General features: G+C 71.2%; 17 protein-coding genes and 4 pseudogenes. 9 read left to right on the top strand and 12 right to left on the bottom strand.

Features of this window, described 5'->3' with window-relative positions; all coding sequences use genetic code 11:
- Together AB0H81_RS23630 and AB0H81_RS23625 are read left to right on the top strand one after the other, a co-directional pair.
- Positions 1–1016: hypothetical protein (locus tag AB0H81_RS23630; RefSeq protein ID WP_358378277.1), on the top strand; the 1016-nt coding region annotated here is incomplete at its 5' end.
- Between the two features lie 174 nt (positions 1017–1190).
- Entirely contained in the window at positions 1191–3422 is a 2232-nt protein-coding gene (locus tag AB0H81_RS23625; protein WP_358378275.1) for a SulP family inorganic anion transporter, read from the top strand.
- A 16-nt stretch (positions 3423–3438) separates the two neighbouring features.
- On the opposite strand, the gene AB0H81_RS23620 is transcribed toward AB0H81_RS23625, so the two are convergent.
- The gene (locus AB0H81_RS23620) at positions 3439–4161 is read right to left on the bottom strand and encodes a hypothetical protein (protein WP_358378272.1); all 723 of its coding nucleotides are present in this window, start codon (positions 4159–4161) and stop codon (positions 3439–3441) included.
- Between the two features lie 281 nt (positions 4162–4442).
- Positions 4443–5255, bottom strand: a complete 813-nt coding sequence (locus AB0H81_RS23615; RefSeq protein WP_358378270.1) for an endonuclease/exonuclease/phosphatase family protein — start codon at positions 5253–5255, stop codon at positions 4443–4445.
- 440 nt (positions 5256–5695) lie between these two features.
- Here AB0H81_RS23615 and AB0H81_RS23610 point away from each other — a divergent pair, with 440 nt between their 5' ends.
- The 3 genes and pseudogenes from AB0H81_RS23610 to AB0H81_RS23600 form a co-directional block, all read left to right on the top strand.
- On the top strand, positions 5696–7972 hold the full coding sequence (locus tag AB0H81_RS23610; RefSeq protein WP_358378267.1) for a DMT family transporter: 2277 nt from the start codon (positions 5696–5698) through the stop codon (positions 7970–7972).
- Between the two features lie 407 nt (positions 7973–8379).
- Positions 8380–8723 (top strand): annotated as a pseudogene (locus tag AB0H81_RS23605) (VOC family protein).
- Positions 8701–8857 (top strand): annotated as a pseudogene (locus AB0H81_RS23600) (transposase); the annotation flags it as partial. The pseudogenes AB0H81_RS23605 and AB0H81_RS23600, both read left to right, overlap by 23 nt.
- Positions 8858–9032: 175 nt before the next feature.
- Here the strand turns inward: AB0H81_RS23600 and AB0H81_RS23595 are convergent.
- The 3 genes and pseudogenes from AB0H81_RS23595 to AB0H81_RS23585 all read right to left on the bottom strand — a co-directional run.
- Positions 9033–9680, bottom strand: coding sequence for a response regulator transcription factor (locus tag AB0H81_RS23595; RefSeq protein ID WP_358378264.1), 648 nt, complete (start codon positions 9678–9680; stop codon positions 9033–9035).
- Positions 9677–10507: an ATP-binding protein gene (locus AB0H81_RS23590; RefSeq protein WP_358378280.1), complete on the bottom strand. Its 831-nt coding sequence runs from the start codon at positions 10505–10507 to the stop codon at positions 9677–9679. The genes AB0H81_RS23595 and AB0H81_RS23590 overlap by 4 nt, the downstream gene beginning before the upstream one ends.
- Before the next feature lie 105 nt (positions 10508–10612).
- Positions 10613–10924 (bottom strand): annotated as a pseudogene (locus AB0H81_RS23585) (histidine kinase dimerization/phosphoacceptor domain-containing protein); the annotation flags it as partial.
- Positions 10925–11582: 658 nt separating this feature from the next.
- Between AB0H81_RS23585 and AB0H81_RS23580 the strand changes: the two are divergent.
- Positions 11583–12830, top strand: coding sequence for an alpha/beta hydrolase (locus AB0H81_RS23580; protein ID WP_358378261.1), 1248 nt, complete (start codon positions 11583–11585; stop codon positions 12828–12830).
- Positions 12831–13002: 172 nt separating this feature from the next.
- On the opposite strand, the gene AB0H81_RS23575 is transcribed toward AB0H81_RS23580, so the two are convergent.
- The 3 genes from AB0H81_RS23575 to AB0H81_RS23565 form a co-directional block, all read right to left on the bottom strand.
- Positions 13003–13320 carry a hypothetical protein gene (locus AB0H81_RS23575; protein ID WP_358378258.1) on the bottom strand — a complete coding sequence of 106 codons (318 nt, stop codon included), beginning with the start codon at positions 13318–13320 and terminating at the stop codon, positions 13003–13005.
- 115 nt (positions 13321–13435) lie between these two features.
- Positions 13436–15352: a hypothetical protein gene (locus AB0H81_RS23570; protein WP_358378255.1), complete on the bottom strand. Its 1917-nt coding sequence runs from the start codon at positions 15350–15352 to the stop codon at positions 13436–13438.
- Positions 15337–16107, bottom strand: coding sequence for an ABC transporter ATP-binding protein (locus tag AB0H81_RS23565; RefSeq protein WP_358378252.1), 771 nt, complete (start codon positions 16105–16107; stop codon positions 15337–15339). The genes AB0H81_RS23570 and AB0H81_RS23565 overlap by 16 nt, the downstream gene beginning before the upstream one ends.
- 107 nt (positions 16108–16214) lie before the next feature.
- On the opposite strand from AB0H81_RS23565, the gene AB0H81_RS23560 reads away from it, so the two are divergent.
- Complete coding sequence (locus AB0H81_RS23560) at positions 16215–16796, top strand: TetR/AcrR family transcriptional regulator (RefSeq protein WP_358378249.1); 582 nt, start codon at positions 16215–16217, stop codon at positions 16794–16796.
- Positions 16797–17070: 274 nt separating this feature from the next.
- Here AB0H81_RS23560 and AB0H81_RS23555 read toward each other — a convergent pair.
- Together AB0H81_RS23555 and AB0H81_RS23550 are read right to left on the bottom strand one after the other, a co-directional pair.
- Positions 17071–17780 (bottom strand): annotated as a pseudogene (locus AB0H81_RS23555) (crosslink repair DNA glycosylase YcaQ family protein).
- A gap of 138 nt (positions 17781–17918) precedes the next feature.
- Positions 17919–18488: a winged helix-turn-helix domain-containing protein gene (locus tag AB0H81_RS23550; protein WP_358378247.1), complete on the bottom strand. Its 570-nt coding sequence runs from the start codon at positions 18486–18488 to the stop codon at positions 17919–17921.
- 64 nt (positions 18489–18552) lie between these two features.
- Between AB0H81_RS23550 and AB0H81_RS23545 the strand changes: the two genes are divergently transcribed.
- Positions 18553–19122 (top strand): dienelactone hydrolase family protein, encoded by a 570-nt coding sequence (locus AB0H81_RS23545; RefSeq protein WP_358378245.1) that lies wholly within the window; start codon positions 18553–18555, stop codon positions 19120–19122.
- A 20-nt stretch (positions 19123–19142) separates the two neighbouring features.
- Positions 19143–19898 (top strand): DinB family protein, encoded by a 756-nt coding sequence (locus tag AB0H81_RS23540; RefSeq protein WP_358378242.1) that lies wholly within the window; start codon positions 19143–19145, stop codon positions 19896–19898.
- A gap of 964 nt (positions 19899–20862) precedes the next feature.
- Here AB0H81_RS23540 and AB0H81_RS23535 read toward each other — a convergent pair.
- Together AB0H81_RS23535 and AB0H81_RS23530 are read right to left on the bottom strand one after the other, a co-directional pair.
- Entirely contained in the window at positions 20863–21249 is a 387-nt protein-coding gene (locus tag AB0H81_RS23535; RefSeq protein ID WP_358378239.1) for a VOC family protein, read from the bottom strand.
- A complete protein-coding gene (locus AB0H81_RS23530; protein ID WP_358378236.1) occupies positions 21246–21539 on the bottom strand; it encodes a metalloregulator ArsR/SmtB family transcription factor in 294 nt (97 codons plus the stop codon). Before AB0H81_RS23530 ends, AB0H81_RS23535 begins: the two co-directional genes overlap by 4 nt.
- Positions 21540–21625: the final 86 nt, after the last annotated feature.

The following is a 21625-nucleotide window of genomic DNA, read 5'->3' as shown; positions in this document are numbered from 1 at the left end:
CCACCACCGTCCAGGCGCCGCTGCCGCAGCGGCCCCGCCGCGAGCCCGCCGCCCCCGTCCCCGCCCCCACGGCCGGCCTGGCCGACCTGGTCGAGCCGGTGCAGCCCCGTCCCGCCCCGTCGGCGTCCGACCTGGCCGACCAGCGCACGGTGACGTTCTCGGCCCCGCCGGCCGACGTGATGAGCATCCTCGGGGCGGGCGCCAAGCCGGTGCTCGCCAACCGTCCCGACCCGCTGCCCTCCGGCTCCCTGTCGACCAACGGGGCGCCGTCCACCAGCGGCTCCTTCCCGGCCGTGGGCGCCACGGGCTCCCTGTCCAGCAACGGCGTGAGCGCCGGCCCGCTGTCCACCACCGGCCCGGTGACCGGCTCGTTCGCCGCCGGCGGCGCGTTCAGCCCGGTGAGCAGCGGCTCCTTCCCCGCCACGCCCGTCGCCCCGATCCACGGGGCGCCGACGAGCGACCCGTTCCCGGCGACCTACAACGGCGCCGACGCGCTCGACGCCACCTGGACCACCCCGGCCGCCCCGGCCACGCCGTCCGCCTCCGGCTCCTGGCCGGCGCACGACATCCTCGACGACTCCCCGGCTCCGGCGCCCGTCACCGGTCCTTCCGGGTCGTGGCCGGCGTTCGAGCCGCAGCAGCCCGCCGGCTCCTACCCGGCGTCGTACGAGGTGCGCTCCGGCTGGGCCGTGGCCGACGACACCGACCCGCTGACCGCCCCCTCCCCGGCGACGGGTGTCCCGACCGCTCCGGCGCGGGCGGTCTCGCCCCACGACGACGTGCTGTCGGCGCCGCCCGCCGCGCAGTCCGTCGCGTACGAGACGGGTGACTTCGCCTCCGCGGCCGGTCAGCCCGGCTGGCCCGAGTCGCCGTCCACCGGCGGCACGGGCGGCTGGCCGACCTACAACGAGATGTACGGCAAGTCCGAGGGCCGGCGTCCGGGCCAGAACGGCGGTGGCCGTGGCCGTCGCCGGGCCACGCCCGAGCAGCCGGACTTCCCCGACCACTACCGCTGATCCCCGCCCGGGGCCGTCCGTCTCTCCACGGCCCCGGCAGTGCCCGCCCACGGGGCTCCGAGAGTGCGGGCGGCCGCTGTCGCAGCCAGGCGCGCCGCCGTACCAGCCCTGGATTCCGTAAAACCCGGTGACGACCCTGAAGCCCCGCCCCGGCGGGGCATTAGGGTTTGCGGCATGACCGGCGACACTCACAGTAACGTGCTGAGGACTCTCAGGTACGACGTGCCTGCCTCGCTCGTGGTCTTCCTCGTCGCGGTGCCCCTGTCCCTGGGCATCGCGATGGCCTCGGGTGCCCCCCTCGCCGCAGGACTCGTAGCCGCCGTCGTGGGCGGCGTCGTGGCCGGAGCGCTCGGCGGCTCCGTCGTCCAGGTGAGCGGGCCCGCCGCCGGCCTCTCGCTGGTGGTGGCGGACCTCGTCCAGACGTACGGCTGGCGGGCCACCTGCATGATCACACTCCTGGCCGGGGCGGTCCAGCTCGTGCTGGGCCTGCTGCGGGCGGCCCGGGCGGCGCTGGCCGTCTCCCCGGCCGTGATCCACGGCATGCTGGCGGGCGTCGGCGTGGTGATCGCGCTGTCCCAGCTGCACATCGTGCTCGGCGGCAGCCCGCAACGCTCGGCCCTGGCCAACCTCATGGAGCTGCCCGCGCAGGTGGCCTCGATGCACGGTCACACCGTGGCGGTCGGGCTGCTCACGATCGCGGTCCTCGCCCTGTGGACGCGGCTGCCGAAGCAGATCAAGGTGGTGCCCGCCCCGCTCGCGGCGCTGCTCGTCGCCGCCGTCGTCGCGTGGGCGTTCCAGTGGGACGTCACCCGGGTCGACCTGTCGGGAAGCCTGGGCACGTGGGCGTTCCCGGTTCTGCCGCAGGGCGACTGGCACGAGATCGTGGCCGCCGTGCTGCTGGTGGCGCTGCTCGCGGGCGTCGAGTCGCTGCTGTGCTCCGTGGCGGTCGACGGCATGCACGCGGGGCCGCGAGCCGACCTCGACCAGGAGCTGACCGGCCAGGGCGCGGCCAACATGGTCTCCGGCGCGCTCGGCGGCCTGCCGGTGGCCGGGGTGATCGTCCGCAGCACCGCCAACGTCCAGGCGGGAGCCCGCAGCCGCTCGTCGACGGTCCTGCACGGGATGTGGGTGCTGATGTTCGCGCTGGGGTTCGGCTGGACGATCCGGCTCATCCCCATGGAGGCGCTGGCGGCGCTGCTGGTGTTCATCGGCGTGCAGATGGTCAACCTCGGCCACGTCCGCAAGGTCCACGGCCACGGCGAGGTGCCGGTCTACGTCGTCACCATGCTCGCGGTCATCGTGCTCGGCCTGGCCGAGGGTGTGGTGGCGGGCCTCGCGCTGGCCGCGGTGCTCGCGCTGCGGCGGCTGACGTGGGTCACGGTCAAGACGCACGAGCCGGTCGACGACGGGCGGTGGCACGTGTCGATCAGCGGGTCGCTGACGTTCCTGGGGGTGCCGCGGCTGACCCACGAGCTGCGCGCCATCCCGCCGCGGGCGGCCGTGGACCTCGACCTCAACATCGACTTCATGGACAACGCCGCCTTCGAGGCCATCCACTCCTGGCGGCTCAACCACGAGCGGTCTGGTGGCACGGTGGACATCGACGAGTTGCACGACGAGTGGTACGCGCTGTCCGCGAGCGGCGCCCGCACCTACCAGGCCAAGAAGCCGCCCGCGGCGCCCGACCGGTGGTGGCTGCCGTGGGCGCACCGGCACCACCGGCCCGCCCGTCCCCCGGCCGAGCCGTCGTCGGAGCCGCCGGTGGGGCCGCCCGACCGGCCCGAGTGCCGGCTGACGGCGGGCGCGCGGGAGTTCCACCGGCGTACGGCGCCGCTGGTGCGGCCCATCCTCACGGAACTGGCCCACAAGCAGCAGCCGTCGCACCTGTTCATCACGTGCGCCGACTCGCGGGTCGTGCCGAGCCTGATCACGGCGAGCGGGCCGGGCGACCTGTTCACGGTCCGCAACATCGGCAACCTGGTGCCCCGCCGGGGCGCCGAGCCGCACGACGACTCGGTGGTGGCGGCCATCGAGTACGCCACGCAGGTGCTGGGCGTCCACACGATCACCGTGTGCGGGCATTCGGGGTGCGGGGCGATGGCCGGGCTGCTGAGCGGCGGCGTGAAGGCCGGCAGCCTGCCGGGGATGCGGCGCTGGCTGCGGCACGGCCACCACAGCCTGGCCAGGTTCATCGAGAACGCCGACGGCCCCCTCGACTCGCGGGCGCTCGACCAGCTCTGCCGGATCAACGTGCAGCAGCAGCTCGAGAACCTCCGCACCCACCGCAAGGTGGACGAGCAGGTACGGGCGGGACGGCTGGAGCTGGTCGGGCTGTACTTCGACATCGGCTCGGCCCGGGTGCAGATGCTGCCGCCGCTGCCGTCCACGGTGTCGGTGAAGATCTGACCCAGGCTCCCGCAAGTCACCTCGCGTGGCGCAGGTCCTCACTGCCAGGGGCCGAGAGGGGCGGGGGCGCGTTCTCCGTCCCTCGCCGCGCGTAGAGGGCGGCCCAGGCGTCGTCGCCCATGCGCAGGACCTTGACGCCGAGCCGGCCGAGCCCGGCGACGGGGATGATCCACAGCACCACGGTCGCCGGGCCGTAGTCGACCGCGAAGGCGCCGAGGTAGCCGACGGCGACCGTCACCGGCACCCACCAGCCGGAGAACCCGGACCGCCACACGGCGACGGTCAGGAGCGGCAGGCCGATGAGGCCGAGGGGTGCCCACGGCAGCTGGAACCCGATGATCACGCCGGGCAGGTCGAGCATCTCGTCGAGGATCTTCTGCGCCTGCTCCGGCGGGTAGTGCCGGCCGAGCCACCACTCGACGGGGTCGCTCATGAGCAGGGCCGACAGGTTGAGGTAGCCGATCACCGTCATGGCGCCGGCGACGTGACCGAGCCGGGTCGCCCGCTGCCGGGTGAGATGGACGAGGCCGATGGCGGCCACGGCCATGAGCATCCAGCTCCAGTGGTAGAGGGCGGACTCGGTCTGGGCGAGGGCGGGGTTGTAGCCGTAGCTGACCGCCTCACGGTCGTCGCCCCAGGTGCCGGGGTCGACGATGACCGCCACCGCCTGGAACAGGGGGGCGGCGATGAGCAGGGTGCCCGCCGCGAGGCGGCGGAAGGTCACGTGGTCGTTCAACACGCCGCCGACGGTAGGCGGCGAGAGCCCACTCCGTCGTCCACCGGCCGAGTGACGGCCCCTCACCCTGGCGACGGAGCCGGCCGCCGGAGGTGAGCCCGTCCACCCGTTCGGCGGGTTCATCCGCGCAGCAGCAGGTGGCCTCGGCCCGTGCCCGAGCCCTGGTGGTGGCCGTCACGGGAGTCTGACCTCGGCGAAGACCGGCCGGTGATCGGTGTGCCGCAACTCCAGCACGCGGAAGTCTCGCACCGCCATCCGCGAGTCCGCCAGCACGTGGTCGATCGTCACCCCGGGCAGCCGCCAGGTACGGCCCAGGGCCTGCGGCCAGGTGGCCGTGAATCCGCGTCCCATGACGTCGGCCGCGTCCGATATCCGGATTCCAGCAGCTCACGCATCGGCAGGTGGTCGAGCGTGGCGTTGAAGTCCCCCGCCAGCAGCTGCAACTGCCCGCGGCCTCGCGGCAGCGCGTCGAGGCCACCCTGCCAGCACGGTTGCCGGCCGACGCGCTTGGGCGCGCACGGGTGCACGGAGACGATCTCCACACGGTCCCCGCCGGGATGTGCGAGCCACGCCCTGGCCTGCCCGAACGCACCCACCTTGATCATCTCTCCGGCCGTCAGAGGATGCCTCGCGTACACGGCGGACCCGCCCACCCCCGGCAACGGGCGCGTGACGGCGTGCGGCAACCGCTCGCGCACCCCCGCCTCCTCCAGCCGCCGCATGGCGTCCTGGGTGAGCTCCTGCAACGTCAGCACGTCCGGCCGTACCTGGCCGATCAGGGCCATCAGCTGGCCCGTGTCCGCCTGGCCCATCATCAGGTTGGCCGCCAGCACCCGCAACACCGGCCCGTCCGCCGCCGGGTTGCCGTCGGCGATGGCCCGGGGCACGACGACGATTCCCAAGGCCATCACGGCCGCGATCCCTGCCGCCCCCGCCGCGCGCCGCCTCAGCATCCACGCCAGCGCCACGCCGGCCACCGCTCCGGCCGCCGCGTACGGCGTGTACGCCACCATCGGCACCCACGGCCAGTCCGGCTCGAACCCGCTCAGCCGCACCAGCGCCCACCCGGCGAACGGGACAACGGCGATCCAGCTCATCCATGTACGCACACCTCTGTATCGCCGCGAAGCCTGATAGGCGTTCACGCGCGGCTGTGAAGCGCTCGCACGACGTCCGGTGTTGACCATGTACGCGAGGCACGGGGGTATCACCAGCGCGCCGTGACCCTCGGCGAGTTGGCCCTACCGGTCGACTTCACCGCCATGCTCCGCCTGGAACGAGCTTCTCAACCGGTTGTGCCCACGAGCTTGCACCGTCCGGGACTGTCATTGTCGGCGGGATTGCAGGTTCTGCAGCAACCGAAACGACCTCGAACTCGATCGCGCGCATCTCGCTGTACGCCACGAGGCCCTCAAGTGATGAATCTACGGTCTCAAAGACCGTAGATTCATCACCGCCCTTGATCGTTTCGGTGGCGGCTCGCTAGGGTTGGTCGCCTTTGTTCGGATCCTGTCCGCTCGCGCCCTGGGGATCGTTCGTGCGCCGCTGTCGTTTCGGCACAATCGCCGCGCTGTTCGCCGCCATCTATGTGGCCGCGGTCATCGGGTCCGGCGCCCTCGCGCTGGCCACCGGCGACCCCACGCTCCTGCGCGAGATCGTCACCGGCGGCTGGGACCCGGACTTCGTGCCCTACACCTGGTGGGTGGAGCTCCTCATGGTCGCCGGAGGAGTCCTGCAGGGCTGGGCCTACTGGCAGGTGCTGCGCGGGCGGCCGGCCGGCACGGCGGCGGTCAACGACAGGCCGGTCCGGCTGTTACGGGCAGCCCTGTACCTCAGCGTCGCCTGCACGCTGCTGTACCGGCTGCCGATCCCGTACCCGTGGTGGTCGGGCCTGCCCTCCGACCTGCTCAGCTTCGCCGTCGTCGGGCTGTTCTTCGTGGTCCTCGCGGGGGCCCTGCCTCGATGGCTGCGGCTGCTCGGGGGCGTGGCCGGGCTGGCGAGCGCCGCCATGGGCGTGGCCTCCACCGTCGCCTACGGCCTCGGCCAGTACTCCGTCGTGCAGTTCGTCTCTCCGTACCAGCTCGGCAACACCGTCTACCTGCTGTGGCTGGTGCCGGTCCTGGCCGGCCAGGCCAGGGACGCGCGCTGGAGGCGAGGCACCGTGCGGACGGGCGGGGCCGCGGCGGCGCTGTCACTGCTGTCGTCGGGAGGTCATTCGATCGTCGCGTTCGGCGGTACGGACGTCGACTACGACCTGGTGCTGCTCATGGTCCTGAGCGTCCTGGGGGTCTTCGGGACGGTGTGGCAGGCCCGCTCCGCCCACGACCTGGGCAGCCCGACCCCGATACTGTCTCCGGCGCCTCCGGTACGGCTCGCACCTGTGCGGCCGTGGCCCCTCGCCGCCATGGCCATGGTGCCCCCTCTGATCCCCGCGGCCGTCAACCTCGCGGACGGCATGCCCGTGTGGACCGGCCCCAGGGGCGCGGTCGACGACTTCTTCCACGGGTACGTCAGCTACCCGGCGACGGTGCTCTGGGTCGCCGTGGACATGCTCATCGGAGTCGGCGCCCCTGCCGCCCTGGTCCTGGTCGCGATCGTCCGCAGGACCAGGCGGCTGCTGCGTGTCACGATGCTGATCTTGACCCTCGCCGCGGCGGCAGGCGTCGTCACCTCGCTCACCACGAAGTCCGAAGCGGACTGGCAGCTCATCCCCGAGATGGTCGACCGGCGGCTGGCTCTGTACCCGGATGGGCTGTTCGACCGCAACGAGAAGGGCGACGTTCTCTTCGGGCTTTCCCCGCTGTGGTACAGCGCCGCGCTTGCCGCCTCCGCCCTCATCTTGCTCGTCCTGTACGGCGCCCCGCCCGCCGCCCGCCTGCGCCACCACGTGCTCGTGACGGCGCTGGCCACCTCCGTGGCCCTGTGCTTCTTGCCGGCCGCCGACCAGTCACGCGGCCCGGTCACCACGGCCGAGGACTGCTCGCCTCCCGAGCCATGGGACGTGGACGGCAGGCCCGTGGAACCTCCGCCGCAGACTGGCTCACGCGCCTTCATCTGCGCCGTACGCCGGCAGAACGCGCTCGCGTTCGCCGCCACCACGCCCGACCAGGTGCTGCTCGCCCACGGCCGTCGCCTGTGCGCCGTCTACACCCGCAACGACCCACGCGAGCTGGCCCGCCTGCGGGAGGTGGAAGGGGTGTACGCCGGCAACCTGAGCGGGCTGCTCGCCGGGATCTGCCCGGCCGCGAAGGCAAAGGTCACGGCGAAAGCAGCCGCCGACAATCGCGAGTTCGAGGAGTTCGTGGCCGAGGAGCAACACAAATGCGACGCCACCCCGCGTCACCGTCCCCTCATCAAGCCCGCCAAGGCGATCCGCCTGAAGGAGCCGGAGTGGCCCGAGGCGGGGTTGGAGCTGTACGACGAATTCGCCGGCGAGGGCAAGAGCGCAGCCGCCGGCCCGGTCACCGCCGGGCCAGGCCGCGTGACGGTGGACACGCATTCCGACTTCCACGTCTGTGTCACCCTGGAGACCTACACGCGCCGCCCACCGGTCGAGACCGAGGGGTGGGACGACGTCGTCGAGGTCGGCTACGCCAACCAGAGCGGCACCATGAGCTTCATGGACGGCCTGAGCGGCACCGAACTGCCCGACCTGTCGCTCAACGGCCGCAAGGGGCACTACCGCATCCGCGTGCACTTCGCCTGGTTCCCCTGGGAGGGCGAGGAGTACGGCACCCAGCGGCTGCTGATCATGGCGTACCCCGGACCGGGCGACAAAGTCGTCACCTACCGCAGACCGCCCAAGCGACGTTGACGAAGTCCCGATCACTCATGGTGAAGTGGTGTCCCACCGAGTAGTAGATCAACGTCTCGGCAATGGTTGCCACCCTCCTCACGCGCGCACAGGACGGTCGGCCCATCCCCTGATCAACCGCCTCCGCCAGGACCACCCGCGGTGGCTGGCGAGCGCTCCGACGCTCAGTGCTCAGGCACCTTCCGCTCGAACCAACCGCGCATGCCCGGCTCACATAGCTCGAACAGTCGATGCCAGGCTCAGCAAGAGTCCTCCCCCGTCAGCTCAGATAGTCGACGGGTCGGTGGTGCGCGATCTCGGATGCGGGAGTTTCAGCTTTCCCGCTGTTGATGGCGGGTTTTGGCAGAAGCTGCGGTCGCCGCGTCGCAGCAGTGTCATGATCCTTTGATGAGTGGCTTGACGGGAGGATGCTGACGAGAGCCGAGGTCACCTTCGACTGCGTTGACCCGCACTCTCAGGCCGTGTTCTGGGCGCAGGTGTTCGGCATTGTTGTGGAAGACCATTCCGCGCTGGTCAGAACCGGGTGCATCTCGACATCCATGTTGATGCTGACCGAAAGGCCGCCGAGGTCGAGCGTCTGATCGGGCTCGGCGCCCAGCTGATCGAAAATCACAGCGATCGCGGACCCATGACGTATGTGATGAGTTCTGTCTGCATCAGGCGCTGGACGCAGTTGAGATCAGGGGGATCGCCTGCGCTCTGGTCTGCGCTCCTGGTGGGCCATCGCCGTGGCGCGTGGAGACCTTACTGACGAGGAATGGTCCTTGATCGAGCCTGCCCTTGGGCGGGCGGGGCTCGATCCCGGATCTGCGGCACCAGTTCAGCGCGGCGATGTGGCGGTTTCGCACGGGAAGTCCATGGCGGGATCTGCCAGTCCGGCATGGAAGGGCGAGTGCATCCCCGACCGCCCCTCGGACGGCCACAACCCCGCCTCCGAGCGCGGCTCCAGCTCCGAGCTGGTGTCACTTCTCACCGACGTCTCGCGACTCTGTGATCGACAAACGCCGCCCGAACGCGTCGTCAAGCGGTGTCAGGTCTCGCCTACAAAGCCACACTCACGTCAGCCCAGATCGGCGTCGTGGACCAGGATCGCTGCTTGGACCCGGTTGGCCAGGCCCAGCTTGGCCAGCACGCGGCTGACGTGGGCCTTCACGGTCGCCTCGGTCAGCTTGAGCTCGCGGCCGATCTCGGCGTTGGACAGGCCCCGGGCCACGGCCCTGATCACGTCCTCCTCGCGGGCGGTCAGCGTCGCCAGCCGGCCCCGTGCGGCCTCCGCCCGGGAAGGCGCCTTGTCGGCGAACGAGCTGATCACCCGTTTGGTGACCGTGGGCGACAGCATGGCGTGTCCGGCCGCGACCGTCCGCACCGCGGCGGCCAGGTCGCGGGGCGGCGTGTCCTTCAGCAGGAACCCCACCGCCCCCACCCGCAGCGCCTCGTGGACGTACTCGTCCAGGTCGAACGTGGTCAACATGATCAGCTTCGGGGCTCGCGGCCCGGCCATCAGGCGCGCACCGGCGGTCAGGCCGTCGGTGCCGGGCATCCGGACGTCCATCAGCACGACGTCGGGCCTGAGCCGGGCGGCGGCGGACACGGCCTCGTCGCCGTCCCGAGCCTCACCGACGACCACCATGTCGCCCGCCGCCTCCAGGATCATCCGCAACCCGGACCTGACGAGCGCCTCGTCATCGACCACCAGAACACGAATCATGGGGCCGGTATCCGCGCCAGCACCTGAAACCCCGCCTCATCCCAGACCCGTTCCTCAGGCTGGTCCCCGCTTCGGGCCCCGCCTTCGCCCCTGGCCTGCTCCGCCGGCCCCTCCTCGACGTGAGCGCCGTCCATGACCTCGCCCCGTGCCTCAGCTCGAACCCCGGCGTCCGCATCGCGCCTCAGCCCGTCCTCGGTCCGTTCCACGAAGTGCGGACCGGCCGCCAGGCTCCCTCCGGCCAACTCCACCCGCTCCCTCAGCCCGACAAGGCCCCACCCTGATCCCGGCACCCCAGCACCCGGACGCCACCAATGCGTCCCCCCGCTGCCTGGAAGACCCCGGCCGGACGCGGATGGCGCCGTGTTGCGTACCACCACCTCGAGATCCGCAGGCAGATAACGGACGAACACGTCGATCCTGGTGTCGCCCGCATGCTTGTGGGCGTTGGTCAGGGCCTCCTGGACGACGCGGTAGGCGGTGCGCTCGACCGTGGAGGTCAGCGGGCGTGTCTCCCCCTCGTCATGACGGGTGACCACCACCCCCAGCGCACGCGACTCGTCGAGCAACCGGTCGAGGTCGGCGAGCGTCGGTTGAGGATGGCGTTCGGCCCCACCCGTCAAATGCCCCTTCTGTACGGGATCGGCGGGCGCGGGCTGGGAGTCCGGTACGCGATCGGCGGACGCAGGCCGAGAGTCCGGGACGCGATCGGCAGGCATGGCCGGAAGGTCAGGGGCCCGGTCACCCGACACGGTCCGCAAGCCGCCTACCGGAGCGGATGATCCGGCACACGACTCGGACATGGCGGGCGCGGCGCTCGACTCCTGCACTCCCGACGCTGCACTCCCCTCCAGTGACGCAGCAGCGGAGCGAGCAGGGTCTCGTACAGGAGCATCACCGGACGCCTCTCCCGGCTCCCGCGCAGGGCCCGAGGAGCGCAGCACCCCGAGGACCTCACGCAGGTTGGTCAGCGCGTCGCGGCCGACGCGGCCGATGAGGGCCGCCGCCTCCGCCGTGGGCTCGTCCGGCGCGCGCAGCTCCAGCGCCCCCGCGTGGAGCACCATCAGCGACACCCGGTGCGCGACCACGTCGTGCATCTCCCGTGCGATCCGCGCTCGTTCCTGTGCCCGCGCCTGGTCGGCGCGCAGCCCCTGCTCACGGCGGAGCTGCTCGGCCTGCTCGCGCATCGCGTCGATCACCTGCCTGCGCGCCCGCGTCCACAGGCCCGCCACCAGCGGGAGGCCCAGCAGCGCGCCGCCCATGACCATCACGTTGGACGGGGTGCCCGCGACCAGCATGCGGTAGCCGCCTGCGAGGTGGGAGACGACGGCGCCCGCGGTCAGGACCGCGACGGCTCCCCCGCAGTACAGCCAGAGGGCGCGCCCGCGCAGCCGCGTGCCCGCGTAGTAGGACGCCGCGGCGGCCGCCGGCCACATCACCAGCCACACGTAGGCGACGGCGCCCACGAGGGCGAGCGGCCACAACCGACGCCCACCCACATGGCGCAACGGCTCCCCGTCCACGTGCCAGGGCGTCCGCTCGCCCACGTACAACGGTGTCCGGTCGCCCGCGTACGGCGGCGTCCGCTCTCCCGCGTACGGCGGCGTCCGTTCTCCCAGTGCCGCGAACACCGCGACCGCGCCGGAGGCGGCGGCCGTCGCCGCGAGCAGCGGCCAGGGCAGCCCCGAGACGACGCCCATCATGCCCGTCACCGACGCCATGGACAGCGCGGACACCACCACACCGAGCGCCCACGGCGTGATGCGCTCGATGACGCTTCCGTCGCCGTACGTCATGGCCCGAGGTTATCGGGGGTTCGGCCGGACGACCCCCTACGAAAGTCGAACGTGCTCCGTCTCTTTCGCCGGATACGGTGCCGCCCGGTTCTCCAGGAAGGTGGGCGGCATGAAGAAGAACACCGTCGCGGGCCTTCTGCTCGCGCTCACCTGCATCGGCACCTCGACGCTCATGGGCACCGCCCCGGCCGTCGCCTCGGCCTCGTCTCGTTCAACCGGATCTGTGACGGCGCCCGGCGGACACCCGACGCGCCCCGGCGGACAGGTGCCGGCCCTGTCGCGCCCCGGCGCGCACACCGTGGCCGCGGCCGTCATGCCCGCCCTCCCCCGTCCGACCGGTCCCCATCCGGTCGGACGCTCGACCCTCCACCTGGTCGACTCCAGCCGTCCCGACCCCTGGGTCCCCGACAGCAAGGCCCGGGAGCTGATGGTGTCCGTCTGGTATCCGGCGCGCAAGGCGGCGGGCGGTCCCGCCCCGTACGTCACGCCCCAGGAGTCGGAGCTGATCCTGGGCAGCGTGCCGCAGCTGAAGGACCTGCCGCCGGACACGCTCGCGAAGACGAGGACGTACGCCACGACGGACGCGCCCGAGCTGGGGCGGAAGGGCGACAGGCCGCTGGTGGTGATGTCCCCCGGCATGACGCTGTCGCGGGCGACGTTGACCTCGCTTGCCGAGGAGTTCGCGAGCAGGGGGTACGTGGTCGCGGGTATCGGGCACACGTACGAGGCCGTGGCGACCACGCTCCCGGACGGCAGGACGGCGACGTTCGAGGCCGGAAAGGGCGGGCAGACGCCGGAGCTGGGCGAGAAGGTGGCGCGCGTGCGGGCGGCCGACACGGAGTTCGTGCTGGACCGGCTGGCTGAGGCGGGACGCTGGAAGCGCCTCATCGACGAGCGCCGGATCGCGATGGTGGGTCACTCGGTCGGCGGGCAGAGCGCCGCCCATCTGCTGCCCGTGAGCCGGCGCATCCGGGCCGCGGTCAACCTGGACGGCTCGTACAACCCGAAGACGCCGGCCCGGGACATCGGCAAGCCCTTCATGATGATCGGCACCCCGCGGCAGCAGCCGAGCACGAACGGTGAGCAGGGCTCGTGGGACACGTTCTGGACGCATGTGACCGGCGACTGGAAGCGCTGGGTGACGGTCACGGGGGCCGAGCACATGAGCTTCGTGGACTACGCGGTGCTCCAGCCGCAGCTCGGGCTGCCCGCGTCCCCGATCGACGGTGAGCGGTCGTTGCGGATCACCCGCGCCTACGTCACGGCCTTCCTGGACACGCACCTGCGCGGCGGACGCCGCCCGCTCCTGGACGGCCCCTCGGCCGAATACCCGGAGGTGAGGTTCTGGGGCTCGTGACCTGCCGCGCCCGGCCGAGAGGGTGACGGCTCCGACACGGCTGTAGCGGGCGAACGCGCCCGGCACTGCCTCGGACGTACGTCGCGATCGCAGAACCGGGGTTGCCGCTCCTTGTCCTGCTGTCTTCCACGGCTGGGCGGGGGCGCCGCTCGCCTCGAACCGTGCCAGCAGGTCACGGTCGATGCGCCCCCGCTCGACCTTCGGCCCGAAGGCCACCGTGTTCGCGTCGTAGGGCGCCGCTCGAAGTGGAGGTCGTCGAAGGCGACCGGGAGAGCCAGTGCTGTGAGGAGCTGACCGCGACGACCCGGGTGTCGCCGACCGCGGCGAGCGCCGGGTGCAGGGCGGTGGTCAGCGCGAAGTGGCCCAGGTGGTCGGTGGGGAAATGCAGCTCCCAGCCGTCCGGAGTCCGGGTCAGCGGGACCCGATGACGGGCGGCGTTGTTGACCAGGATGTCCAGAGGGCCCTGCCAGGCGGCGGCGAACGCCGCCACCTGGCACCTGGTCGCCGAGGTCCGGCACGGCGACATGGAGGCCCCCCGCTCGGGTCGGTGTCACCAGCCGCGAAGTAACTGTGTGTGACGAGGCTTGCTGCAGGAAGGGCGGCTGTCACGGGCCACCGTCTGGTTCGATGCTGTCTCGCCGTGACTTGGCCAGGTAGTAGAGGCCGGCGCCCAGTCCGGTGGTCAGCAGGACGAGCCCCAGGGCGATCATGGCGATGATGGTGGGCCATCGGAGATGCTGCGGTAGGTGCAGGGCCAAAAACCACGATCGGGTGACCTGGCCGGTGGTCAGCATGAGTGCGGGCACGATGCCCTGGGCCACCAGGGGCACCCAGCACAGGGTCAGGCTTGCGATGACGTACGCGCGTCGGCCCGTTGGGGCCAGGTCGAGGCCGAGCTCGTCCAGGCCCAGGTCGGGCCTGGGCAGGTGCGGTCGCCCCCGATCCAGGGCCGGGGCCGCCAGGGCCGGGGCCGGTCGCCTCCGGTTGGGCGAGACGCCGGTGCGCAGGTGCAAGAGCAACTCGGGCGCGCTCGATTCGAGTCTGGTTGCGGCGAGGCGCCCCAGCAGCCAAGCCATCGCGGCGCCGCCGACCAGGCCCATGACCGGTCCCGCCCAGACCGGGCCCAGCCGGACCGCGAAATAGGCGGGGGCGGCGGTCGCCGCCGTGAGGATCAGCACCAACAGCACCTGGGCGAAGTCGGTGCCGTTCTCCAGCAGGTTGCCGCCTCTGCGGTGCGGGTCGGTCATGGGGACCGGCCGCAGCACCGACACCAGCACGGTCACGCCCGCGCCGCCGCCCAGCAGCGCGGGGACGAGCGCCGCCAACCAGGGCCACAGGCCGGACTCGCCGGCGAAGACGACCATGGCGACGGTCAAGACGAGCGTCGGCGGCGCGGCGACCAGCAGCCAGGCGAGCTGACGGCCGCGCACGTCGTGGCGCGCGGCGCCGGGGACCATCATCTTGCCCCACAGCTCGGTGCCGTCCTCGCCGTAGAGGTTGGCGGAGATGGCCGCGACCCACAGAGCGAAGACCACTCCGGTCCAGGGCAGGAAGATCGGCGCGTCGATGGCCAGCGGCAGCAGGCAGAACGCCAAGGCGTAACACAGGGCGAAGACCAGGTAGTGAAAGCGCAGCAGGTCCCGAGACCAGGTGCGCAGCTCCCGGGCGGCGACTGCCGTCATCGGGCCCTTGGCCCAGCCGCCGGCGGCCACCCGGACCGGGCGGCCGCTCGCGCGCCGGGTGGTCAGCCGCCGCTTCAGCAAGGCGGCCCAGCCGTACCAACACACCACGCCGAGCGCGGCCAGCCCCGCCAGGGCGGCGGCCACTGTCGGCCACTGTCCTTGCCCGGCCGCCCGCACGGCCACCAGGCCCCACCCGGAGGGCAGCGCCACAACCCAGGCGGAGAAGGGGTCCGGGAACCCGGTGCGCAGGGCGGCCTGCACCAGGGGCGAGAGCACCCAGCTCGAATGCAGGCCGGCCAAGATGGCGGCGCTGACGAGAGCGGCCAGCGCCGCGCCCGCCTTGGACCGCATGACCTGGCCGAGCACCGCGGTGACCAGCCGAGAGGCGAGCACGCACACCACCAGCTGCAGGACGACGGCGGCCACGCCGACCGCCGTGGCCGCCGCGCCGAGCCCGGCCTTGGCGGCCAAAACCACGAGCGCGCAGAACGCCACGAGCGTGACCAGGGGTGCGACGCCGACGAACGCGGCCCCCGCCAGCCCGGCCGCCAAGCGGCGCGGCGTGAACGACAGCAACGAGAAATGCTCGGGACGCAGCGTCTCATCGCCGCCGCCGAACAGCGCCGGGCCCAGCAGCCAGCCCGCCGTCCACAGGGCGAACCCCACCCCCACCAGGTCGAACGGCAGCGACGCGAGCGGGTAGTCGCGCGCCGCGAGCACGATCAGACCCCCCGCGAGGGCCAACCCGGTCAGCGCGCCGGTGACCATCTGGGCGGCGCGCCGGCCGGTCATGGAGTGCCGCAGCACGGCCAGCTTCATCTGGATCAGGAGGACAGCCACACCAGCTCACCCACCTCGGGGATCTGGCCGCCGACCAGGCTCACGAACCGCTCTTCCAGGCTCCGGCCCGCCCGCACGGATCCCAGCGGGCCCGAGGCCACGACCCGGCCGGAGGCGATCACCGCCACGTGGTCGCACACCTGCTCGACCACGGCCATCACGTGGCTGGAGAACACCACCGAGCCGCCGCCGTGTACGAACCGCTGCAAGATCAACTTGATGGTGGCGGCCGAGACGGGGTCGACGGCCTCCAGCGGCTCGTCCAGCACCAGCAGCCTCGGCGCGTGCAGCAGTGCCGTGGCCAGACCGATCTTCTTGCGCATGCCGGTCGAATATTCCATCACCAAGGTGCGCTCGGCCCTGTCCAGCTCCAAGACCTCCAGCAGTTCGCCCGCCCGCCGCTCGACTTCCTCGAGGTCCATGCCACGCAGCAGGCCGGTGAAGCGCAACAGCTCGCGGCCGGTCAGCCGCTCGGGCATGGACAGCCCGTCGGGCAGCACGCCGATCAATTTCTTGGCCCGCGCGGGGTCGGCCCACACATCGAGGCCGAAGATCTCGGCCCGTCCGCCGTCAGGACGCAGCAGCCCCACTGCCATCGACAACGACGTCGTCTTGCCCGCCCCGTTGGGGCCGACCAGGCCGAAGAAGGACCCGCGCGGCACCTCCAGATCGATGTGGTCGACCACCAGTTTGCGGCCGAAGGTCTTGGTCAGAGCGGTGAGCCGAAGCGCCGTGTCTGTGCTTGATGGCCCCACAGTGCCCCTCCTGTAGCTAAACGGCACGTGCCGTGCCGTTCGTGGAGCATGGTGGAGGAACAGCGGGGTTGTCAACACGGCACGTGCCGTTCCGCTACGGTGGCGGGATGACCGACAAGCGCGGCAGCCGTGCCACCGACCGGACCGAGGCCATCATGCGGACCACGCTGGAGTTGGGCGAGGAGATCGGCTACGCCAAGCTCAGCATCGAAGCGGTCGCGGCCCGCGCCGGCGTCGGCAAGCACACGATCTACCGCCGCTGGTCGTCCAAGGGCGCCCTGTTCCTTGACTCGCTCCTGTCGCTCAACAAGTCCGATCTGGACTACCCCGACACCGGCGACGTCATCGCCGACCTGCGCCGGCAGATCCACGCGGCCATCGACTTGCTGGACCGGCCACCCGTGGGCCCCCTGTATCGGGCCCTGATCGGCGAGGCCCTGCTCACCCCCCAGATCGCCGCGGCGCTCAACGACCACTTCATCACCCCGCAGGCGGAAAAGACCCTCGCCCGGCTGAAGGCGGCCCGCGACCAAGGGCAACTGTCGCCCGGCTTCGACCTGGACCTGGCGATGGACCTCTTGTCGGGCCCGCTGTACTTCCGGGCCCTGATCATCCAGGAGCCGCTGACGCACGAATACGTCGACCGCGTGATCGAGGCCCTCTTCACCGGGATGGGATCCAGGCCTTGATGCGGAGTGTAAGCCGGAGTTCCAGGGCCCCACTCAGGTCACCGTAACCACTGGTAAGGCACCTCCGTTGCCGGCGCCGGCGACGATGTCGCGTGCGGTGCGCTCGCCGGCGGCCGGGTCACGGACCAAAACCGGCCCTCGGCGGGTGGCACGCTCACGCGCACCATGAGCTGGAGCGACACTCCTCGTCCGGGCCGTGTGCCGCGATTCTTACCAGCGGGCCATCTACCGGAGGATCCGTACCTCCGCACCGGGTAGATCGGACCGCCAGCGGTCATAGCGGCGGTAAACCCCCGGCTCGCGGCCGGCCAGCAGCGCGCCAGCGCTTGCGCCTCGGCGGCCAGCTCGTCCCACACCTGGCCGGGCAACGGATGGAACGCGGTGGCCTCGATCCCGGGCTGCGGTCGGCGTGGGCGAGCAGGACGTTGTCCCACATGGGCAGCAGCCGTGCCGGGGCGGGCGTGTCCTCGGCCGGGCGGGGCGCGCCTGGCAGGTCGAACAACTCCGAGCCGTCCGGCCCGGTCAGCCGCTGGAGTGTGCCTGCGAGGGCGCCTATCGCGCCGCGGGCGCGCTCGCGGGTCACCAGCGTGAATTGCGCCACGTCGACGGCCGATGCCGGGCCGAATTCCTCCAGATAGCGCAGGACCAGCGTCTGCAGGGCACTGGTCGGCTTCCGCTCCGAGCGTCGGCGGGAGTCCGGCGGCGACGTGGGCCGGCCGGGTGCTGCATGAACGACCACGGCGCTCCCGTGGCCGCGCGCAGGAGCGGCGCGTAGGTCCGCAGTGCCCACCACACGCCCTTCGGTGGAACGCCGAGCCGCTCTTCGATCCATGGCTGAATCTCGTCCGCGAACCGGGGCTGATCCGCGAAGGCCAGCAGGTCGCCGACCAGTGCGTCAGCGCCGGCCGGGGTTATGCCACTGCGCGTGAAGCGCGGGTCGCCGAGCCGGGCGGCGCGCAGCGAGGGCTGCATCGCCTCATGGATATGGGGGTGATCGTCGGCGTGAACGGCGTGCAGCGTGATCCGCAGGAGCCATCACCCGGCGCACCGTCTCGGCGAGGCCCTGGAAGCAACTGGCGGGCGAGGGTGGACCGGTTGAGTTCACGCATGGTGAGCATGCCGTCATTCCTCCTCGGCCGGCAGGGTCGGATAGTCCGTCATGGGATACAGGCCGACGGCGAATCCGTAGGTCGTCTCACCGGAGCGAGGCATCAGGTCGAATTCCTGCACGAGGTCCTTGATCCGGTGCCAGAACTCGGTGGCCCGATCCGGCGAGATGCGGGCATGCCGGATGAACGCGTACAGCTGGTGAGCCTGATAGGCCGCGGCGGATTCCTTGGCCGCGACCTCGAAGTCGTTGAAGTCCAGCGGCAGCGGGCCGCCGCCCGGAGCCTGGCCGACGCCGACATAGAACATCCGGGCCGTACGGCCGTAGTAGCGCTCGTCGATCGCCCGTACGCGCCGGGTCCGTACCACGTACAGCAGCCCGGCCTCGGCCAGAACGTTGACGTGGTGCGCGACCGTGCTCTTGGGCCGTTTGACCGCGGTGGCCAGCTCCGTCACGGTCGCGGCCCGCTCGTGCAGGAGGCCGAGGATCGTGGTCCGCAGCGGATCGCCGATGGCCCGGACCTGCTCTGGAGTGGTGAGCACGATCGTGTCGGCGAGCTCGTAGTCGGGAACATTGGTTGACATATCCAGACTAATCTACCGATCATCTTCGATTGTTCGGGATATATGGTTCATAGGAGGCGGCCACATGGCGGAGATCTTGCTGTTTCACCACATTCAGGGGCAGACGACCGGATTCCTCCGCTTTGCCGACGAGCTGCGCCAGGCCGGGCACACCGTGCACACGCCGGACCTCTTCGCCGGGTGCACCTTCGCCTGCCTGGACGACGGCCAGGCCCACGCCGAGAAGATCGGCTTCGACAAGCTGCTCAAGCAGGGCGTCCGCACCGCCGACACCCTGCCGAACGAGATGGTGTACGCCGGCTGGTCGCTCGGTGTCATGGCGGCCCAGACGCTGGCGCAGACCCGGCCGGGGGCCCGCGGGGTGCTGCTCATCGAGGCCTGCCTGCCCGCCTCAGAGTGGCCGGAGGACCTGCCCGTGCAGATCCACGGCATGGACGCAGACCCCTTCTTCGCCGGCGAAGGCGACCTTGCCGCGGCCCGCACCCTGGTCGCCTCGGCCCAGCACAGCGAGCTCTTCGTCTACCCGGGCGACCGGCACCTGTTCGCCGACGCCAGCCTGCCCTCCTATGACGCCCACGCGGCCGCGCTGCTCATGCGCCGCGCGCTCGACTTCCTCGGCCGAACCGCACCATGACAGACAGGGATAGTGCCTCAATGGCTGCTGAGTACGCCCAGAGTCACCAGTTCCGTGGTGCCCACATCCACCTGTGCGACCTTGCCGGTCTGGAGATCCGCGATTGCGAGGTCAGCGGTCTGAAGATCGTCGACTGCTATGGGAGCGACGTCTACCTCGGTGGCGACTTCGAGCGTGTCGTCGTCAACGACGTCGACGTGACCGCCTACGTCGAGGCCGAGCTCGACCGGCAGCACCCCACGCGGGTGCTGGCGCGTAACGCCGCGTCCCCCGATGACTATCGGGCTGCTTGGGATGCCATCGAGACGCTGTGGGCGGCGACGCTCGACCGCGCCAGGCTGTTGCCCGAGGCCAAGCTGAACGAGCAGGTCAACGACGAGTGGTCGTTGGTCGAGACCCAACGGCACCTGCTGTTCGCCGGCGATGCCTGGCTCGGCAATGCCGTGCTGGAGGAGGGAACGCCGTACCACCCGTTGGGCCTCCCTGCCGGCGGGATGCCGCCCGACGCGACGGCGAAGCTCGGTCTCGCCCTCGAAGCCACCCCGACGCTCGACGAGGTGCTCGCGCCGCGGCTCGCCCGCATGGCTACGATGCGGCGTGTCGTCGACGGGCTCACTGAGGCCGAGCTCGATCGGGTATGCGGTCGCAAGCCGGCAGACCCGTATCCCGACCACGAATACGTCGTGCGCCGCTGCCTCAAGGTGGTGCTGAAGGAAGAGGCCGAGCATCACCGTTATGCGGTGCGCGACCTCGCCGTGCTCGAGGGCGATGCCTGAACTGGCGCTGCCCCCGGCCGGAAAAGACCTCCAGCCGCATCGCGCGCTGCTACTCCCGGCTCCTCAACTCCCGCCCCTTCCAGTTCCGACGTGCGGAAACGGCCAAGTAATCGTTATCGCGCCGGACGACCACCCCCGGGGCGCGGGACTCACACGACCCTCCGTATCCGGCCATTGCCGGCGCAGTAACTGCGATCCGTCGCGCGAGCACCGCCCCGTGATCCCCATTCGCGCGGCCATCAAGTCACTGACACTCTCGTGGCAGTTGGCACATCGGCCGAGTGGCGCCGCGGCAGTGCTAATCAGGCGGCGAGTAAGCCGACAGGCACGTGTCTGCTGACAGGCACGCGTCTGCTGCTCAAGGGGGAGTGAGCCGACAGGTGCAGGCACAGGTGACCGGTGAACCGCACGTAGGCGAACGAGGAGCCAGGGCACCCCACGCCACCGCGTGCAGGGTGGCGAGCATCCAGGGCGCCGCCGAAGCAGCGCGGTCGAGGGTCGTGACGTCGGGAACGTCCTTCCACGTGCCGGGTCCACCGCCGCGGCCAGGCTTGGCCGGCCGCCGAGTCTGGCTGAGAGCTCCGATCCGACGACGTCGGACGGGTTGTCCGATCCAGGTGGGAGGGACGGTCGGACGGGGCCTGACGGGTCGTCCGATCAGGGCGGAAGGGACGGTCGGGGTGCCCCATGCCGGCCGGCGTCTCTTGTTCGATGCGGGCGGCGCCGCCGGCCACGGCCACGGCCCTGAAGTGCCCGTTGTCCTCGAAGCCGAGGGTACGGGCCGCGCGAAGTCGGGCCTGGGTGGACGCCGCGGGGTTGAGCAGCAGTTCGACCAGCGCGGGGTCCTCGCGTGGCGGCACGAGGGGCGCGCGGCCCCAGGCGCGGTCGATACGCCACCGTCGCCTCGTTCGCTCAAAATCCGGCACGTGGGCGACATGCCGCAGCCGGCCACAGGCATCAGGTCCTACTTGTAGTGCACGATCTGAATCAGGTTGCCGCAGGTGTCGTCCAGCACCGCGGTGGTGACCGGGCCCATGTCCAGTGGCTCCTGGGTGAAGCGCACGCCGAGCTCGCGCAGCCGGTCGAACTCCGCGTGCACGTCGTCCACGGCGAAGGCCGTGGCCGGGATGCCGTCCGCGACCAGCGCCGCCTTGTACGGCTTCACCGCCGGATGGCCGTCGGGCTCCAGCAGGAGTTCGGTCCCGTCGGGGTCGTCCGGCGAGACGACGGTCAGCCACCGGTGCTCGCCCAGCGGGACCTCGGTCTTCTTCACGAAGCCCAGCATGTCGGTGTAGAAGCGCAGGGCTTTGTCCTGGTCATCGACGAAGACGCTGGACAGGTGGATCCTCATGGGGTGCCCTTCCGGGTATCGGGCCTGAGCCACCGGGTCACGATGTGCTCAAGGGGTTCGGTGTTCAGATCGTGGAACTTGTAGCGGCCCTCGCGCCGCGAATGGACCAGACCCGCGGATTCCAGTACGGCCAGGTGCTGGCTGATCGCCTGGCGAGACAGAGCCAGGCCGTGCTTGGCCACCAGCCGCGCGCAGATTTCGAACAGAGTCTGACCGTCTCGTTCCGCCAGCTCGTCGAGGATGCGCCGGCGGGTGGGGTCGGCCAGCGCCTTGAAGACATCTTCCGCCACAACCCCACAATAGGCAAGCGGCGACTTGCCTATCAAGCCGGGCATCCTCGCATCACCTGATCGGAGACAGGCTCCGGCTGCGGCTC

Origin of the sequence: Nonomuraea sp. NPDC050691 (genome assembly GCF_040654455.1) — a bacterium.
Lineage (GTDB): Bacteria > Actinomycetota > Actinomycetes > Streptosporangiales > Streptosporangiaceae > Nonomuraea.
This window is presented reverse-complemented; position numbering and strand designations above follow the sequence as displayed.

Coding starts and splice junctions, on each gene's coding strand:
- AB0H81_RS23595 (WP_358378264.1), bottom strand. CDS start 9,680: ATGATTCGTGTTCTGGTGGTCGATGACGAGGCGCTCGTCAGGTCCGGG.
- AB0H81_RS23615 (WP_358378270.1), bottom strand. CDS start 5,255: ATGAGCTGGATCGCCGTTGTCCCGTTCGCCGGGTGGGCGCTGGTGCGG.
- AB0H81_RS23625 (WP_358378275.1), top strand. CDS start 1,191: ATGACCGGCGACACTCACAGTAACGTGCTGAGGACTCTCAGGTACGAC.
- AB0H81_RS23540 (WP_358378242.1), top strand. CDS start 19,143: ATGGCTGCTGAGTACGCCCAGAGTCACCAGTTCCGTGGTGCCCACATC.
- AB0H81_RS23545 (WP_358378245.1), top strand. CDS start 18,553: ATGGCGGAGATCTTGCTGTTTCACCACATTCAGGGGCAGACGACCGGA.
- AB0H81_RS23535 (WP_358378239.1), bottom strand. CDS start 21,249: ATGAGGATCCACCTGTCCAGCGTCTTCGTCGATGACCAGGACAAAGCC.
- AB0H81_RS23560 (WP_358378249.1), top strand. CDS start 16,215: ATGACCGACAAGCGCGGCAGCCGTGCCACCGACCGGACCGAGGCCATC.
- AB0H81_RS23580 (WP_358378261.1), top strand. CDS start 11,583: ATGAAGAAGAACACCGTCGCGGGCCTTCTGCTCGCGCTCACCTGCATC.
- AB0H81_RS23550 (WP_358378247.1), bottom strand. CDS start 18,488: ATGTCAACCAATGTTCCCGACTACGAGCTCGCCGACACGATCGTGCTC.